Source organism: Pseudomonas chlororaphis subsp. aurantiaca (genome assembly GCF_013466605.1).
GTDB classification, from domain to species: Bacteria; Pseudomonadota; Gammaproteobacteria; order Pseudomonadales; family Pseudomonadaceae; genus Aquipseudomonas; species Aquipseudomonas chlororaphis_I.
The window spans coordinates 2,936,353-2,949,720 of sequence record NZ_CP059162.1; the positions used below are offsets into that span (position 1 = coordinate 2,936,353).

General features: G+C 65.3%; 14 protein-coding genes. 5 read left to right on the forward strand and 9 right to left on the reverse strand.

The features are described 5' to 3' along the window. Nucleotide 1: 1 nt before the first annotated feature. Nucleotides 2–1,540 carry an MFS transporter gene (locus H0I86_RS13530; protein ID WP_180925405.1) on the reverse strand — a complete coding sequence of 513 codons (1,539 nt, stop codon included), beginning with the start codon at nucleotides 1,538–1,540 and terminating at the stop codon, nucleotides 2–4. Continuing rightward, entirely contained in the window at nucleotides 1,537–2,034 is a 498-nt protein-coding gene (locus tag H0I86_RS13535; protein WP_180925406.1) for a GlcG/HbpS family heme-binding protein, read from the reverse strand. The genes H0I86_RS13530 and H0I86_RS13535 overlap by 4 nt, the downstream gene beginning before the upstream one ends. A gap of 103 nt (nucleotides 2,035–2,137) precedes the next feature. Between H0I86_RS13535 and H0I86_RS13540 the strand changes: the two genes are divergently transcribed. The 3 genes from H0I86_RS13540 to H0I86_RS13545 all read left to right on the forward strand — a co-directional run bounded on the left by H0I86_RS13540 (nucleotide 2,138) and on the right by H0I86_RS13545 (nucleotide 3,763). After that, nucleotides 2,138–3,013: a LysR family transcriptional regulator gene (locus tag H0I86_RS13540; protein ID WP_180925407.1), complete on the forward strand. Its 876-nt coding sequence runs from the start codon at nucleotides 2,138–2,140 to the stop codon at nucleotides 3,011–3,013. A gap of 80 nt (nucleotides 3,014–3,093) precedes the next feature. Further along, nucleotides 3,094–3,261: a hypothetical protein gene (locus H0I86_RS32145; protein ID WP_258019432.1), complete on the forward strand. Its 168-nt coding sequence runs from the start codon at nucleotides 3,094–3,096 to the stop codon at nucleotides 3,259–3,261. A 16-nt stretch (nucleotides 3,262–3,277) separates the two neighbouring features. Beyond that, a complete protein-coding gene (locus H0I86_RS13545; protein WP_258019433.1) occupies nucleotides 3,278–3,763 on the forward strand; it encodes an immunity 52 family protein in 486 nt (161 codons plus the stop codon). A 101-nt stretch (nucleotides 3,764–3,864) separates the two neighbouring features. Here H0I86_RS13545 and dhaL read toward each other — a convergent pair whose 3' ends face one another. The 7 genes from dhaL to H0I86_RS13580 all read right to left on the reverse strand — a co-directional run bounded on the left by dhaL (nucleotide 3,865) and on the right by H0I86_RS13580 (nucleotide 11,221). Next, the gene (gene dhaL, locus H0I86_RS13550; protein ID WP_180925408.1) at nucleotides 3,865–4,509 is read right to left on the reverse strand and encodes a dihydroxyacetone kinase subunit DhaL; all 645 of its coding nucleotides are present in this window, start codon (nucleotides 4,507–4,509) and stop codon (nucleotides 3,865–3,867) included. Nucleotides 4,510–4,512: 3 nt separating this feature from the next. Then, nucleotides 4,513–5,514, reverse strand: a complete 1,002-nt coding sequence (locus H0I86_RS13555) for a dihydroxyacetone kinase subunit DhaK (RefSeq protein WP_180925409.1) — start codon at nucleotides 5,512–5,514, stop codon at nucleotides 4,513–4,515. 131 nt (nucleotides 5,515–5,645) lie between these two features. Beyond that, on the reverse strand, nucleotides 5,646–6,752 hold the full coding sequence (locus H0I86_RS13560; protein WP_180925410.1) for an MDR/zinc-dependent alcohol dehydrogenase-like family protein: 1,107 nt from the start codon (nucleotides 6,750–6,752) through the stop codon (nucleotides 5,646–5,648). A gap of 39 nt (nucleotides 6,753–6,791) precedes the next feature. Beyond that, nucleotides 6,792–7,550 carry an SDR family oxidoreductase gene (locus H0I86_RS13565; protein ID WP_180925411.1) on the reverse strand — a complete coding sequence of 253 codons (759 nt, stop codon included), beginning with the start codon at nucleotides 7,548–7,550 and terminating at the stop codon, nucleotides 6,792–6,794. Between the two features lie 113 nt (nucleotides 7,551–7,663). Further along, on the reverse strand, nucleotides 7,664–8,686 hold the full coding sequence (locus tag H0I86_RS13570; protein ID WP_180925412.1) for a substrate-binding domain-containing protein: 1,023 nt from the start codon (nucleotides 8,684–8,686) through the stop codon (nucleotides 7,664–7,666). Nucleotides 8,687–8,735: 49 nt separating this feature from the next. Beyond that, complete coding sequence (locus H0I86_RS13575) at nucleotides 8,736–9,737, reverse strand: ABC transporter permease (protein ID WP_180925413.1); 1,002 nt, start codon at nucleotides 9,735–9,737, stop codon at nucleotides 8,736–8,738. Next, the gene (locus H0I86_RS13580) at nucleotides 9,734–11,221 is read right to left on the reverse strand and encodes a sugar ABC transporter ATP-binding protein (protein ID WP_180925414.1); all 1,488 of its coding nucleotides are present in this window, start codon (nucleotides 11,219–11,221) and stop codon (nucleotides 9,734–9,736) included. Before H0I86_RS13580 ends, H0I86_RS13575 begins: the two co-directional genes overlap by 4 nt. Before the next feature lie 284 nt (nucleotides 11,222–11,505). Here H0I86_RS13580 and rpiB point away from each other — a divergent pair, with 284 nt between their 5' ends. Further along, on the forward strand, nucleotides 11,506–11,967 hold the full coding sequence (gene rpiB / locus H0I86_RS13585; RefSeq protein WP_180925415.1) for a ribose 5-phosphate isomerase B: 462 nt from the start codon (nucleotides 11,506–11,508) through the stop codon (nucleotides 11,965–11,967). A gap of 109 nt (nucleotides 11,968–12,076) precedes the next feature. Beyond that, a complete protein-coding gene (locus tag H0I86_RS13590; RefSeq protein ID WP_016705332.1) occupies nucleotides 12,077–13,057 on the forward strand; it encodes a sugar-binding transcriptional regulator in 981 nt (326 codons plus the stop codon). The last annotated feature ends 311 nt before the right edge of the window (nucleotides 13,058–13,368 follow it).

The following is a 13,368-nucleotide window of genomic DNA, read 5'->3' on the forward strand; positions in this document are numbered from 1 at the left end:
TTCACTCCACACTCAGCGTCAATGGCCGCGGCTGCGGGATGGGGTTGCGCATCAGCGTACCCACCGTCACTGCCGCCAGCAGCGCCAGGAGGCCGGCGACCCAGAGCACCACGCCGAAGCCGTCGACGAAGGCCTGGCGGGCCAGGGGTTCGACCAGCCCTTTCGCGGAGTCGGGCAGCAGCGCCAGGGCCGCGGGCATGTCGCCGGCCACCACCTGTGAGGCGATGGCCTGGGCCTGGTCGAGCCATGGCGTGGCGCTCTCGCCCAGGCTGGCGTGCAGGCGTTGCTGGGTATGGCTGCCGAGCAGGGCGCCGAACACGCCGATGGCCAGCATGATGGCGCTGAAGCGCATGGTGGTGCTCAGGCCCGAGGCCATGCCGGCGCGGTCGCGGGGCACGCAGGCCATGATGTTTTTCTGCGTGTCGCCGTTGAGCAGGCCGGCACCGGCACCGGTCACCGCGATAGCCAGGGCGAAGCTCAGGTAGCCGCCCGCCTGCACGGCCCAGGCCGCGAGCAGGTTGCCGCAACCGACCAGGGTCAGGCCGGCGGCCATCAGGGTCGCCGGGGCATAACGCGTCGCCAGGCGCACGCCGATGCGCGGGCAGATCAGCATGGTCAGGGCAAATGGCAGCATGCCCAGCCCCGAGGCGATGGCCGAGAGGCCCAGGCCGTTCTGCAGGTAGAAGGGCAGCAGGGTCATCATCACCTGGGCGCAGCCGGCGTAGGCGAACATCCCCAGCAAGGCACCGATAAAGCGCGGATGACGGAACAGCTGCAGGTCGACCATGGGCCGGCGCTGCACCCGCTCGATCAGCACGAACAGCCCGAGCAAGGCCACGCCGGCCAACAGCCGGGTGTAGGTCAGCGGGTGGCTCCAGCCGATGCGATTGGCTTCGATCAGGCCCCAGATCAGGCACAGCAGGCTGGCACTGAAGGCCAGGCTGCCCCAGGGATCGAGGCGCGCGGCCTGGGTATCGCGGGACTCCGGTATCGCGCGCAACACCATCAGCACCAACAGCCCGCCCACCGGCAGGTTGAGGTAGAAGATCCAGCGCCAGCCGATGAACTCGGTGATCAGGCCGCCGACGGTCGGCGCGGCGGTCATCGCCACGCCCATGCAAGCCCCCCAGAGCGCCCAGGCCTTGGCCCGTTCGACCTCGTCATGGAAGGTGTGGCCGATGGTGGCCAGGGCCGAGGTCAGCAGCAGCGCCGCGCCGACGCCCTTGATCGCCCGGGCGATGTCGAGCAACAGCACGTTGGGCGCGGCGCCACAGCCGAGCGAGGCGAGGATGAACAGCCCGAGGCCGCAGAGCAGGGTGCGCTTGCGCCCGAAGCGGTCGGCCAGGCTGCCGGCCGGCAGCAGCAGGGCGGCGAAGGCCAGCATGTAGGCGCTGACCACCCACTCGATATCGGCGAAGTTGGCCCCCAGGTCGCGGGCGATGCTCGGCAGCGTCACCGCGACTATGTTGGTGTCGAGCACGATCAGCGAACACACCCCGGACGCGGTGAGCAAGGTCAGGCGCGGGCTGGCCGGCCTCATGGCTGCACCCGTTGACCCAGCGTGGCGAGGGCGGCCTGGGCGATTTCATCGTCGTGGGCCGGGGTGTCGGCGCTGATGCCGATGGCGCCGATCACCTGGCCGTCGACGCGGATCGGCTGCGCGCCTTTCATCATCAGCAGGCCCGACGTGATGGCCGCCTGGCGCCCGCCGTTGATGGCATTTTCCAGGTCGCCGGAAGGGCGCTTGAACAGCGCCGAAGTGCGCGCCTTGCCCTGGGCCAGTTCGATGCCGGCCACCACCGGCGCACCGTCCATGCGCGCGCTGAGGATCGGCCAGCCGCCGTCGTCGACTATCGCCACGGCGCAGGGCCAGCCCTTGGCCGTGGCGGTTTCCTGGGCGGCGTTGAGCAGTTGCTGGGCGGTGGCGAAATTGAGGATTGCCTTCTGGGCAACGTCGGCGTTTTTCTCGGCGGCGAAAGTCGCGGGCACGCTGCAGCAAGTGATCAGGGCCAGAAACAGAGGTTTGACGTGCATGGCTTGGGCTCTCTACTGTGAAGGTCCAGCCAGCTTATCCCGGGCTTTCGCCCGCTCTGTTAGGCGCGCTGGAGCACTTCATTACCTTTGAGCTAACGCACTTATGGAAATCCGTCATTTCCGCTATTTCCTGGCGGTGGCCCGGCAACGCAATTTCACCCGCGCCGCCGAACAGCTGGGCATCGCGCCGCCGACCCTGAGCCGGCAGATCCAGGACATGGAGCAGGCCCTGGGCACCCGTTTGTTCGTGCGCCAGCAGCGCGAGGTCAGCCTGACCGAGGCCGGCGCCGCCCTGGTGCGCGAGGCCGAAGCCACGGTGCGCCAGTTCGAGTTCGCGCAACGTAACGCCCAGCGCGCCGGGCGCGGCGAGATCGGCCATATCGAGTTGGGCTACGTGGCCTCGGCGGTGTATTCGGGGCTGTTGCAAAAACAGGTGCAGCGCTTCAGCCAGGACTGCCCGGACGTCAGCCTGAGCGTGCGCGAAAGCCCGATGGCGGCGCTGCCGGGGTTGGTGGCCGAGGGACGCTTCGACATCGGCTACATCCGCTCGCCCATGACCCTGCCCGAAGGAGTGGAAGCCGTCCGCCTGGATGCCGAAGGTTTTGTCCTGGCGCTGCCCGCCGAGTCCTGGCTGGGGCGCTTGCCGGAGATCGCCCCGGCCCATCTGCACAACGAGACCTTCGTGCTTCCCGAGCAGATCAGCGGCACCTTGCAGGTCGCCGCCGAGGGCGGTTATGCGCCGAAACTGGGGCCGCAGCCCGGCGGCCTGGTGGCGGTGCTGGCCCTGGTTTCCCTGGGGCAGGGCGTGGCCGTGGTGCCGGAGTCGGTGGTCGGGCACGTGGGGCTGCCCAATGTGTTGTACCGGCCGATCCAGGGCAGCACGGCGTCGTCCTGGCTGTCGCTGATCCACCGCCGCTTCGAAAAGGCCCCGGCGGTGGCGCGGTATATCGAGCAGGTCAGAGGCCAGTTTCGGGGGTAGGTGAATGATGCCAGCGATGCGGAGTTCTATCTGTGTTTCTTGCGTCTACGCAATATGACCTGAGACCGTACGGAGTGCTCATGGACACATTCAAGCGTTTTAATTTCAAGTTGAGTTTTGATAAGCAGAAGATTTCCCAGGTTGCCGAACAGGAACAAATCGACAGGAGCCTGGCCTTTCTCAAGGCGATAGGCGAGATCGACCCGATCCTCAAGAAACTGGTTCTTATGCGCCGAAGGCAAGGATGACGGCCTGACGCACAATGTGCTCCTCGACCCGAACAGTCTGCGGCGGGAAATAGCCTCCTGGAAAGACTGGGGCTTCGACGTCAACGACATGAGTTTTGTGCTGTGGAACGGGATATCCGATCCACTCAAGGGCGGGCTTTCGATCACCTATCACGCACGAAGCGGCGGCTCGTTGCCCGCGGGTATCGAGTTTTCCGAAGCCGGGACATTGGTCCGTTGCCAGCAGGATCCTCGGCAGGGCATTGTCGAATTAATGAACACGGCGGTCGGTCTCTGGCCGGAAATTTCCTGGGGCGTGGTCGCTCCCAACGAATATTTTCGCAAGCAGCGGGTGTTCCAGGACCGGCAGACCATCGGCTGGATCGGCTATTGTCCGCACCCGCTGTCGGCGGCGGATTTTCCGGAGGTCGCTGAACTGCGTCCCATCCCGGGGAACCATCGTCGTTGCCTGTCCCGGCATCATGGACGAGAAGAACGTCCAGCATGTGCAGATAGTGGGTGACACCGATATCAAGCTGGTGGAGCTCGGGCTTTTGCCCGGGCGCTATTGAGTCAGCCCAGGCAGGCTCGCTTTTGCAGGAGCGAGCCTGCTCGCGCAGCGCTTCAGACCAGGCACGTCTCTATCGAGTCCGCCAGTTGCGTGAGGATCAGGCAGCAGGACACGGCGCCGGCATCCAGTACCCCCAGCGAGCGCTCGCCCAGGCGGCTGGCGCGGCCGATCTTCGCCACCAGGTCGCGGGTCGAGTCCCGGCCCTGGGAGGCCGCGCTTTTCATCCGCTGCAGGGCCTCCTTGAACGAGGCGCCGCCGGCTTCGGCCTGTTCGAACGCCTCCACCGCGGGAATCAGCGTATCCATCAGGCACTTGTCGCCCACCCCGGCGTCGGTGATGTCCTGCAATGAGCTCAGCCCGCCGCGCAATAGCCGGGCGAAGCGGGCGGCGTCGATGTGCTGGCAGCTGCGCACTTCGTCGGCCATGCCGATAAACAGGCTGCCGTAGAGCGGGCCCATGGAGCCGCCGATGCCTTCCATCAGGCTCAGGGTCAATTCGTCGAGGGCGCCGGCCAGGTCCAGCTGGCGGCCGGTGATGACCCGGCCGCAGTGGGCGAAACCCTTGGCCATGTTGATGCCGTGGTCGCCATCGCCGATGGCGCCGTCGACTTCGCTGAGGTATTCACGGTTGGCGACTATCACCGTCACCAGGTCGTTGACGATGGCGCTGCCGTCGAGGCTGGAAAAATGCTGGCTCATGGTTCACTCCGCCTGGGTCATGCCGATGGAGCGGCAGGGGTGGTCGATCAGGGTTTTCAGTTCGGCGTCCAGGCCCAGCAGGGTCAGGGTCACGCCCATCATTTCCAGGGAGGTGAAGTAGTTGCCGACATAGCAACGATGGATCTTCAGGCCCCTGGCGGTGAGTTGGCGCTCGACTTCGGCGTAGAAGATATACAGCTCCATCACCGGCGTGGCGCCGAGGCCGGAGACCAGCACCACCAGGCTGTCGTCGCGGCTGAAGTTGCGATCGGCGAGGATCGGCGCGAGCATGCGCTCGGCCATGGCGGCGGCGGACTCGACCGGCACGACCTGGATGCCGGGTTCGCCATGGTGGCCGATGCCCAGCTCCATCATACCGTCGGCGATCTGGAAGTTCGGCTTGCCCACCGCGGCAATGGTGCAGGGCGTGAGGCCGACACCGATGGAGCGGCACTGGTCGACGGCCTTTTGCGCCACACCGATCACTCCGTCCAGGTCATAGCCCTGGGCGGCGGCCGCGCCGCCGACTTTCCACATGAAGATCTCGCCCGCCACGCCGCGGCGTTTGCCGATCTCTTCACGGGGCGCGGAGGCCACGTCGTCGTTGGCCACCACGGTGCGGATCCGCATGTCCTTGCTGGCGGCCATTTTCATCGCCAGCTTGACGTTCATGTTGTCGCCGGCGTAATTGCCGTACAGGCAGGCCACGCCTGCGCCCTGGTCGGCGGCGCGGAAGGCGTCGAAGAAGCTCTTGGCGGTGGGCGAGGAGAAGATTTCACCGACCGCCACGGCATCCACCAGGCCGGGGCCGACATAGCCGAGAAAGGCCGGCTCATGGCCGGAGCCGCCGCCAGTGACGATGCCCACCTGGCCGGCCTGCGAGAGGCGGCGCTTGCGGATGACCCGTGGGTTGGCCTCGTATTGGGCCAGTTCGGGGTGGGCCAGGAGTATGCCTTGCAGCATGTCCTCGACCACCTGGTCCGGATCGTTGATCACTCGATTCATGACGCGGTTCCTTGTTCCTGTTAGCTGCACGGCTGTGCAGTGAATCGTCGGCAAGCTCGCCTCCCGGGGAGGGAGTGGGAGAGTCCGCGGGTGCGGGCTTGCCGGCGAACCGGTTGGAAGGCAGTGGGGCCTCAGGGCTTGAGCACCACCTTCAATGATCGGTCGCCGCGCTCCATCACCGCGAAGGCCTGCTTGAAGTCGGCCAGGGCGAAGGTGTGGGTGACCACGTCGCGCATGTCGATCTTGCGCTTGCCGATAAAGTCGATGGCCCGTGGGTACATGTAGGGCCCCAGGTGCGAGCCGAGCACGTCCAGCTCCTTGCGGTCGCCGATGATCGACCAGTCCACCGTGGCTTCGTCGTTGAACACGCTGAACTCGACGAAGCGCCCGAGCTTGCGCAGCATTGCCAGGCCCTGGTTGACCGCCTTGTGATGACCGGTGGCTTCGATATAGATGTCGCAGCCGTAGCCGTCGGTGATCGCGCGAATCTTCTCCAGCACGTTCTCTTGGGCCGGGTTCCAGACTTCGTCGGCGCCCATGCGCAGGGCCAGCTCGGCGCGTTCGGGCTTCATGTCGAGGACGATCAGGCGCTTGGGGTTGCGCATCCGCACCGCGCCGATGATGCCCAGCCCCAGGGTGCCGGCGCCGGCCACGACCACTATGTCGTCGAAACCGACATCGGCGCGCTCGGCGGCGTGCAGCGAGCAGGCCAGGGGTTCGATGAGGATGGCTTCGTCCGGTGGAATCTCGTCCGGCACTTTGTGCACGATGCCTTCTCTGGTGAAGATCATGTACTGCGCCATGGCGCCCTGGACATTGTTCTGGAAGCCGTACAGGTCGTGCTTCTGGCACATCCAGTACTGGCCGTGGTTGCAGAAGCGGCAGCCCCAGCACGGCACTATCTGCTCGGAGATCACCCGGTCGCCGACCTGCACCCCGCGTTTTTCCGCGCCCGGCCCCAGGGCCACCACGCGGCAGACGAACTCATGGCCGGGGATCATCGGCGGCTTGACGTAGCGCGGCTGCTCGGCGTCGCCCCAGAAGGAGGGGGCGCCACGGTAGGTCTTGATGTCGCCCATGCAGATGCCGCACAGCTCGACCTTGGTCAGGATTTCGTCCGGGCCGGGTGTCGGCACCGGCACCTGTTCCAGGCGGTAGTCTTCGGGGCCGTGGCAGACCACGGCCTGCATGGTGCTGGGAATCTCGGGTGACAGGTGTTCGGCGGACAAGGTGGACATGGCGACGGGCCTCACTGCATGAATGGGAGTAGCGCTCGATTACTGGATGCTGTAGCCGCCATCGATCACCACGTTCTCTCCGGTGATCATCTGCGCGGCGTCGCTGAGCAGGTACAGCACCAGCCCGGCGATTTCCTCGGGCTGGGCGAAACGGCCGACCGGGATCTGCGATTTGGCCCGTTCGCCCAGTTCGCCGGCCCAGGCCTTCTTGCCCAGGGCGGTCTCGACTATGGTCGGCGAGACGGCGTTGACGTTGATGCCATGGGCGGCCCATTCCATGGCCAGGACCTTGGTCATGCCCACCACCGCGGCCTTGCTCGCGCAATAGGCCACGTGCCGGTCCAGGCCGATGACGGCGGCCTGTGAGGCGAGGTTGACGATGCGTCCGCTGCCTCGTTCGAGCATGTGCCGGGCGCAGGCCTGGGCAACGAAAAAGCTGGCCTTGAGGTTGATATCCAGGGTGGTGTCCCAGGCGTTTTCGTTGACTTCCAGGGCCTTGTCCAGCAGGGCGACGCCGGCGCTGTTGACCAGGAAATCCAGGCGCCCGAAGTGCTCGGCGACCCGGTCCACGGCATGCTGCACCTGGTCCAGCTGGCGCAGGTCGAGGGCCAGCCCCAGGTGCCCGCCGCCGAGGCGGGCGGCGATCTCGACGACCTCCGGGTCGCGATCCAGCAGCGCTACCTTGGCGCCGCGTTCCACCAGCAACGTGGCGCAGGCCAGGCCGATCCCGGCGGCGCCACCGGTGATCACCGCGCAGCGACCGCTGAGGTCGAAGGCCTGATCCCAGAATCCGGACATGATGTTGACTCCTGTATGGCGAGTGAATGGCTGTAGGAGCGAGGCTTGCCCGCGATGGCGGATTCATAGCCACGCATGCGTCGACTGGAAGGACGCCAGCTCCTGCAGTGGGGTTATTTGCTGCCGGCGACCTGCTGGTACAGGCTGTCGGCATTGCTGTTGGTCACCGGCACCCACGGCAGGATGTACAGCTTGTCGGTGCCATCTCCCCATTTCACGTCCTGGGCATAACGCTCCCAGATCACCGACTGCGGCTTGTAGTCCTTGCCGGCCAGGGTGCGCAGGGCCACGTCCAGGGCGCCCTGGGACTGGGCCTGGGCGTCTTGCAGGAAGGTGGTGACTTCGCCTTTTTTCGCCGCCTGGATCGCATCCGGCATGCCGTCGATGGAGGTCACCGGCACGTCGCTGGGCGACAGGCCGCGGGACTTCACGGCCTGCAGGGCGCCGAGGGCCATGTCGTCGTTTTGCGCGATGATCCCGGAGATTCCGCCGTTGGGGTGGGCATTGAGCCAGTCCTCGGTCAGCGACAGGGCCTCGGCGCGCGACCAGTTGGCGGTCTTCATTTCGATGACCTTGATCCCGGGGTTCTTCTTCAGCACCTCCATCTCGCCTTTCTCGCGGTCGATCTGTGCCGACTGGCCGATCGGGCCCTGGATGATCACCACGTTGCCCTTGCCCTGGAGCTTGTCGACCATGGCCTGGGCCTGCAGGCGGCCGCCCTCGACGTCGTCGTTGCCGACATAGGGCACGCTGGCGCTGGCGACCTTGGTATTGGAGGCGATCACCGGAATGTCGTTTTCCTGGGCGCGGGCCACGGCGCCGACACCGGCCTTGGTGTCGATCGGCACGAAGATGATTGCGTCGTAGCGCTGGGTGACCATGGTTTCGATCTGGTTGTTCTGGGTCAGCGCGTCGTAGTTGCCGTCGAACACGGTGATCTGCACCGCGCCGTCCTTGACCGCCGGATGCTGTTTCAATTCACGTACCCAGTTCTGCATGAACTGGCCCTTGAGGCCGTAGACCGCGGCACCGATCTTGTAGGGCTTGCCTTCGGCCAGGGCCATGCCGCTGGCGAGCAGGGAGGCCGTGGCCAGGGTGAACAGGGAGGTGCCAAAGGTGGTGGGGGAACGCTTCATGGGGAACTCCGTTATTGTTGTAGTCGTGCCATGGAAAGGACGGGGGGAGTCAACGTTTCTTCTTGCGCCAGACATCGATGAGCACCGCGAACACGATGATCAAACCCTTGGCGACTTGCTGGTAATAGGAAGACACCCCGAGCAGGTTCAGGCCGTTGTTGATCACACCGATCAACAGCGCGCCGAACAGGGTGCCGACAATGCTGCCGGTGCCGCCGGAGAGGCTGGTACCGCCGATCACCACCGCGGCGATGGCGTCCAGTTCATAGGAAGTGCCGGCCTGGGGCAGGGCGGAAGTGGTGCGGGCCGAGAGCACCACACCGGCCAGGCCCGCCAGGAGCCCCGAGACCACATACACCGAGAACATCACCTTGCGTACGCCGATCCCCGAGGTGCGGGCGCTCTTTTCGTTGCCGCCCACCGCGTACACGTAGCGGCCGTAGGTGGTGTAGCGCAGGACCATCCAGAAGATCAGCGCGACCACGGCGAAGATCACGATCGGCACACCCACCGGGCCGATCTTGCCGATGCCCAGGGCCAGGTAGTTGTCCGGCAGGTCGGTGACCGGGCTGCCGTCGTTGAGAATGAAGGTCATGCCACGGGCGATGCTGAGCATGCCGAGGGTGGCGACAAAGGGCGGGATCGACAGGTTGGCGACCATGAAGCCGTTGACCACCCCGAGCATCGCCCCGGCGAACATCCCGGCGCTGACCGCGGCCAGCAACCCGTAGCCCTGGGTGGCTACCAGGGCGCTGCACAGGCCGGCGAAGGCGAGGATCGAACCCACCGAGAGGTCGATGCCCTTGGTCAGGATCACGTAGGTCATGCCCACCGCGAGAATGCCGTTGATCGAGGTCTGGCGCAGGATGTCCATCCAGTTGCGCCAGGTCATGAAGTACTCGCTGGCAAAAGCCATGACCACGCACAGCAGGATGAAAACCAGCGGCAGGCCGAAGCGGTCGAGGGCCAGGCGCAGGCGGCTGCGGGGTGCCGGGCCGACGGCGGTGGAGGCGGGTGTGGCGGCAGGGGTGACAAGGGTCTTGGCGTTCATGAGGCGAGACTCAGCAGGGCTTCCTGGGAAAGAGCGGTATCGGTGCTGATGGTGACCAGGCGGCCGCCCTTGAACACCGCGATGCGATCGCTCAGGTGGAGCAGTTCCGGGGCTTCGGACGAGACCACTATGGCCGCGCCGCCAGCCCGCACGAACTCGTCCAGCAGGTGATAGATCTCCTGCTTGGCGCCTTCGTCGATGCCTCGGGTCGGTTCGTCGCACAGCAGGCACACCGGCTGGGTCGACAGGCACTTGGCGAGCACCACCTTCTGCTGGTTGCCGCCACTCATGGAGGCCACCGGCAGGTCCAGGGAGGAGACCTTGATCTGCAGGCGCTTGACCATGTCTTGGGCCAATGCCTGCTCCTTGCGGGCGTTGATCAGCGACCAGTTCGACAGCTGCCGGTAGGCCGACAGGGCAATGTTGGACAGGATGCTGCTACTGAGCACCAGGCCGCTGTCCTTGCGGTCTTCGGTGACCAGCGACAGGCCGGCGCGAATGGTCGCCGCCGGTGCGCCGACCGGCAGCGGCCGGCCTTGCAGGCTGACCGTGCCGGCGTCGGGTTCGGTGAGGCCATAGAGGCAGTTGAGGAATTCGCTGCGGCCTGAGCCCATCAAGCCGTAGATGCCGAGGATCTCGCCCTGGCGCAGTTGCAGGCTGATGTCCTGGAACTCGCCGTCGCGGCTCAGTCCCTGGACCTCCAGGCAATTGTGCGCCGCGCATTCGCGCCCGACCTTGTGGTCGATACGTTGCAGTTCCTGGCCGACGATGCCGCGTACCAGGTGGGCGCGATCGATGTCGGCCATGCGCCCGCTTTCGACGAAGGCGCCGTCGCGGAAGATGCTGTAGTCGTCGGCGATCTGCGCCAGCTCGCTCAGGCGGTGCGAGACATAGACGATCCCGGCGCCGCGGGCGGTGAGGCGGCGGATGGCCTTGAACAGGGTCTCGGCTTCGCGCTCGCCGATGGCCGAGGTCGGCTCGTCCATGATCATCACCTGGCAGTCATGGCTGAAGGCCTTGGCGATTTCCACCAGTTGCACCTGGGCCACGCTCAAGCGGTGCATGGGGCTGTCGGGGTCGACCTCGAACTCCAGGTTTTCCAGCAGTTCGCGGGTGCGCCGGTTGAGGGCCTTGCGGTCGACGATGCAGCCGGCGCGGCGCGGTTCGCGGCCGAGCCAGATGTTCTCGGCGACGCTCATGTAGGGAATGGGTTCCAGCTCCTGGGTGATCATCGCCACCCCAGCGGCCAGTGCATCGCCGGGGCGATTGAACTGCACCGGGCGACCGTTGAGCGCAATGCTGCCGGCGTCACGCTGGGTGATGCCCATCAGGATGCTGAGGAAGGTGGATTTGCCGGCGCCGTTGCCGCCGCACAGGGCGTGCACGCTGCCGGCGCGCAGGGCGAGGCGGCCATCGCGCAGGGCAGGGATCCCGGCATAGGCCTTGGCGACATGTTCAGCCTGGAGCAGTAATGGCGTGGCCATCGGCGTGTCCTCGTGCTGTGAATTCTTATTAGGTCGCAGAGTCATGTTTCGCTGTGATCATATGTGTATCAAATGAAATTCTGATCAGTCAATCTCTTTCATGGTAAATCTGTATCGGCGCTCATTTATGCTTTCGTAACCCTTTGTGTAGGGCTTTGACCCGGTTATCAGGTAAATCTTGCTTGACAGTCAGGGGGTGAATGCTTGAGAAATGCCTGAACAAAGTTTCATATAGTGATCATATGATCAATCTTGCTCTCACCCAGACAGCGGAGCGAAATGCCATGAACACAGCCTTTTCAGTGGCCATCGGATGTGATGAAGCGGGTTTCGAGCTCAAGGAGTTGCTCAAGCGCCATATCGAGACCCTGGGCCATCCGGTGGAGGATTTCGGCACCCATTCCCTGGAGCCGGTGCTTTACCCGGACATTGCCCTGGCGGTGGCCACGGCCATCGGTGCCGGGCATCACCGCCTGGGGGTGCTGGTCTGCGGGACGGGCATCGGCATGGCCATCTCGGCCAACAAGGTGCTGGGCATCCGCGCGGCCCAGGCCCACGACACCTACTCGGCCGAGCGCGCACGCAAGAGCAACGATGCACAGATTCTCTCCATCGGCGCGCGGGTGGTGGGGGCCGAGCTGGCCAAGAGCATCGTCAAGTCGTTCCTCGAGTCGGAGTTCGAGTCCGCGCGCTCGGGGGCCAAGGTCGAGCGGATCAACGCCATCGAACGCGATGGCCACCGGTAGGCGCCGGCTGCCGTGGAGCCCGCTGCCCATGGGGCAGAACCGGCTGTAGACGCGACCTGCATCGACTAGAGAGAATGCGCCTTTGATGCCCATACGGAAGCCAGTCCACATGAGTGACAGTACCCCGCGCGGAGCCAGCGACATCGATCTGATGACCGAGGTGGCGATGCTCTATTACCTTGAGAACGTCACTCAGGAGGCCATCGCCAAGCGCTTCGATCTGTCCCGGGCCAAGGTCAGCCGCCTGCTCAAGCGCGCGCGGGACGAAGGCATAGTCGAGGTCCGGGTGTTGCAGCATCCGGCGATGAACAACGAGCTGGAGCAGGCGCTGGTGGAGCGCTTCCAGCTGGATCGGGCGCTGATCGCGGTCGACCATAGCGACCCCGACACCCAGCGCTCGGCGGTGGCCAGCCTGGTGGCCAACTACCTGAACAAGACCCTGAGCGACGGCATGATCGTCGCCGTCGGCATGGGCCGCAATGTTGGCGCGGTGGCCGACAACGTGTTCCTGCCGGTGACCCGCAACTGCACCTTCGTCTGCGCCATCGGTGGCTCGTTGCGCGCCGGCGAGTACATGAACCCAGACCACATCTGCCGGCGCCTGGCCCTGCGTTTCGGCGCGGAAAGCGAAACCCTGTACGCCCCGGCGCTGGTGGCCAACCCGGAACTGCGCAGCGTGCTGATCAGCAACGACACCGTGCGTTCGACCCTGGACCGCGCCCGGCGCGCCGACATCGCGCTGATCGGCATTGGCGACATGAGCGAAAACAGCAACATGGTGCGCATGGGCTGGTTCTCGCCCCAGGAAATCGCCCAGGCGCGGTTGTCCGGCACCGTGGGCGACATGATGGGCTACGACTTCATCGACATTCATGGCCAGCCGGCGGTCAACGCCATCCAGGGCCGGGTGATCGGCCTGACCGTGCAGGAGCTGGTGCGCATCCCCGATGTGGTGGCCATCGCCAGTGAGAACACCAAGGCCGCGGCGACCCTGGGCGCCTTGCGTTCTGGAGTGATCAACACCCTGGCGACCACTGTGACCAATGCCCATACCATCCTCGCGTTGGACGATGCGACCCGTAAGGGCTGAGGTCGCCAGAGCGCTTCACGGGCCAGCCTGCTCCTGCAAAAAGTGGCCTTTGCAGGCGTGGGCCGGTTCGCGATAACGCTGGCCCAGGCAGTGCCCGATAAGATCTTGAAATGATTTCCCGATAGGAAATCTCCCTTGAGGTTGTAGGATTCAAGTCCGTTTTTCTTCACAGGACTTGCATGAACACCCTCTCGGAGCCTCCCAGTCGTCCCTATTCCTGGACGCCTCAGCCTTTCCTCGTTCGATCCGCCTCGCAGCGCCTTCCCTCAGTCATAAGGCGCGGCCGTTACCCCGAACCTGCTGTTTTTCGC

Excerpts from the sequence above, each read along its gene's own strand:
- H0I86_RS13555 (WP_180925409.1), bottom strand. The coding sequence starts at position 5,514 with ATGAATCGAGTGATCAACGATCCGGACCAGGTGGTCGAGGACATGCTG.
- H0I86_RS13565 (WP_180925411.1), bottom strand. The coding sequence starts at position 7,550 with ATGTCCGGATTCTGGGATCAGGCCTTCGACCTCAGCGGTCGCTGCGCG.
- rpiB (WP_180925415.1), top strand. The coding sequence starts at position 11,506 with ATGAACACAGCCTTTTCAGTGGCCATCGGATGTGATGAAGCGGGTTTC.
- H0I86_RS13530 (WP_180925405.1), bottom strand. The coding sequence starts at position 1,540 with ATGAGGCCGGCCAGCCCGCGCCTGACCTTGCTCACCGCGTCCGGGGTG.
- dhaL (WP_180925408.1), bottom strand. The coding sequence starts at position 4,509 with ATGAGCCAGCATTTTTCCAGCCTCGACGGCAGCGCCATCGTCAACGAC.
- H0I86_RS13535 (WP_180925406.1), bottom strand. The coding sequence starts at position 2,034 with ATGCACGTCAAACCTCTGTTTCTGGCCCTGATCACTTGCTGCAGCGTG.
- H0I86_RS13590 (WP_016705332.1), top strand. The coding sequence starts at position 12,077 with ATGAGTGACAGTACCCCGCGCGGAGCCAGCGACATCGATCTGATGACC.
- H0I86_RS13560 (WP_180925410.1), bottom strand. The coding sequence starts at position 6,752 with ATGTCCACCTTGTCCGCCGAACACCTGTCACCCGAGATTCCCAGCACC.
- H0I86_RS13575 (WP_180925413.1), bottom strand. The coding sequence starts at position 9,737 with ATGAACGCCAAGACCCTTGTCACCCCTGCCGCCACACCCGCCTCCACC.
- H0I86_RS13540 (WP_180925407.1), top strand. The coding sequence starts at position 2,138 with ATGGAAATCCGTCATTTCCGCTATTTCCTGGCGGTGGCCCGGCAACGC.
- H0I86_RS13580 (WP_180925414.1), bottom strand. The coding sequence starts at position 11,221 with ATGGCCACGCCATTACTGCTCCAGGCTGAACATGTCGCCAAGGCCTAT.
- H0I86_RS13570 (WP_180925412.1), bottom strand. The coding sequence starts at position 8,686 with ATGAAGCGTTCCCCCACCACCTTTGGCACCTCCCTGTTCACCCTGGCC.
- H0I86_RS32145 (WP_258019432.1), top strand. The coding sequence starts at position 3,094 with ATGGACACATTCAAGCGTTTTAATTTCAAGTTGAGTTTTGATAAGCAG.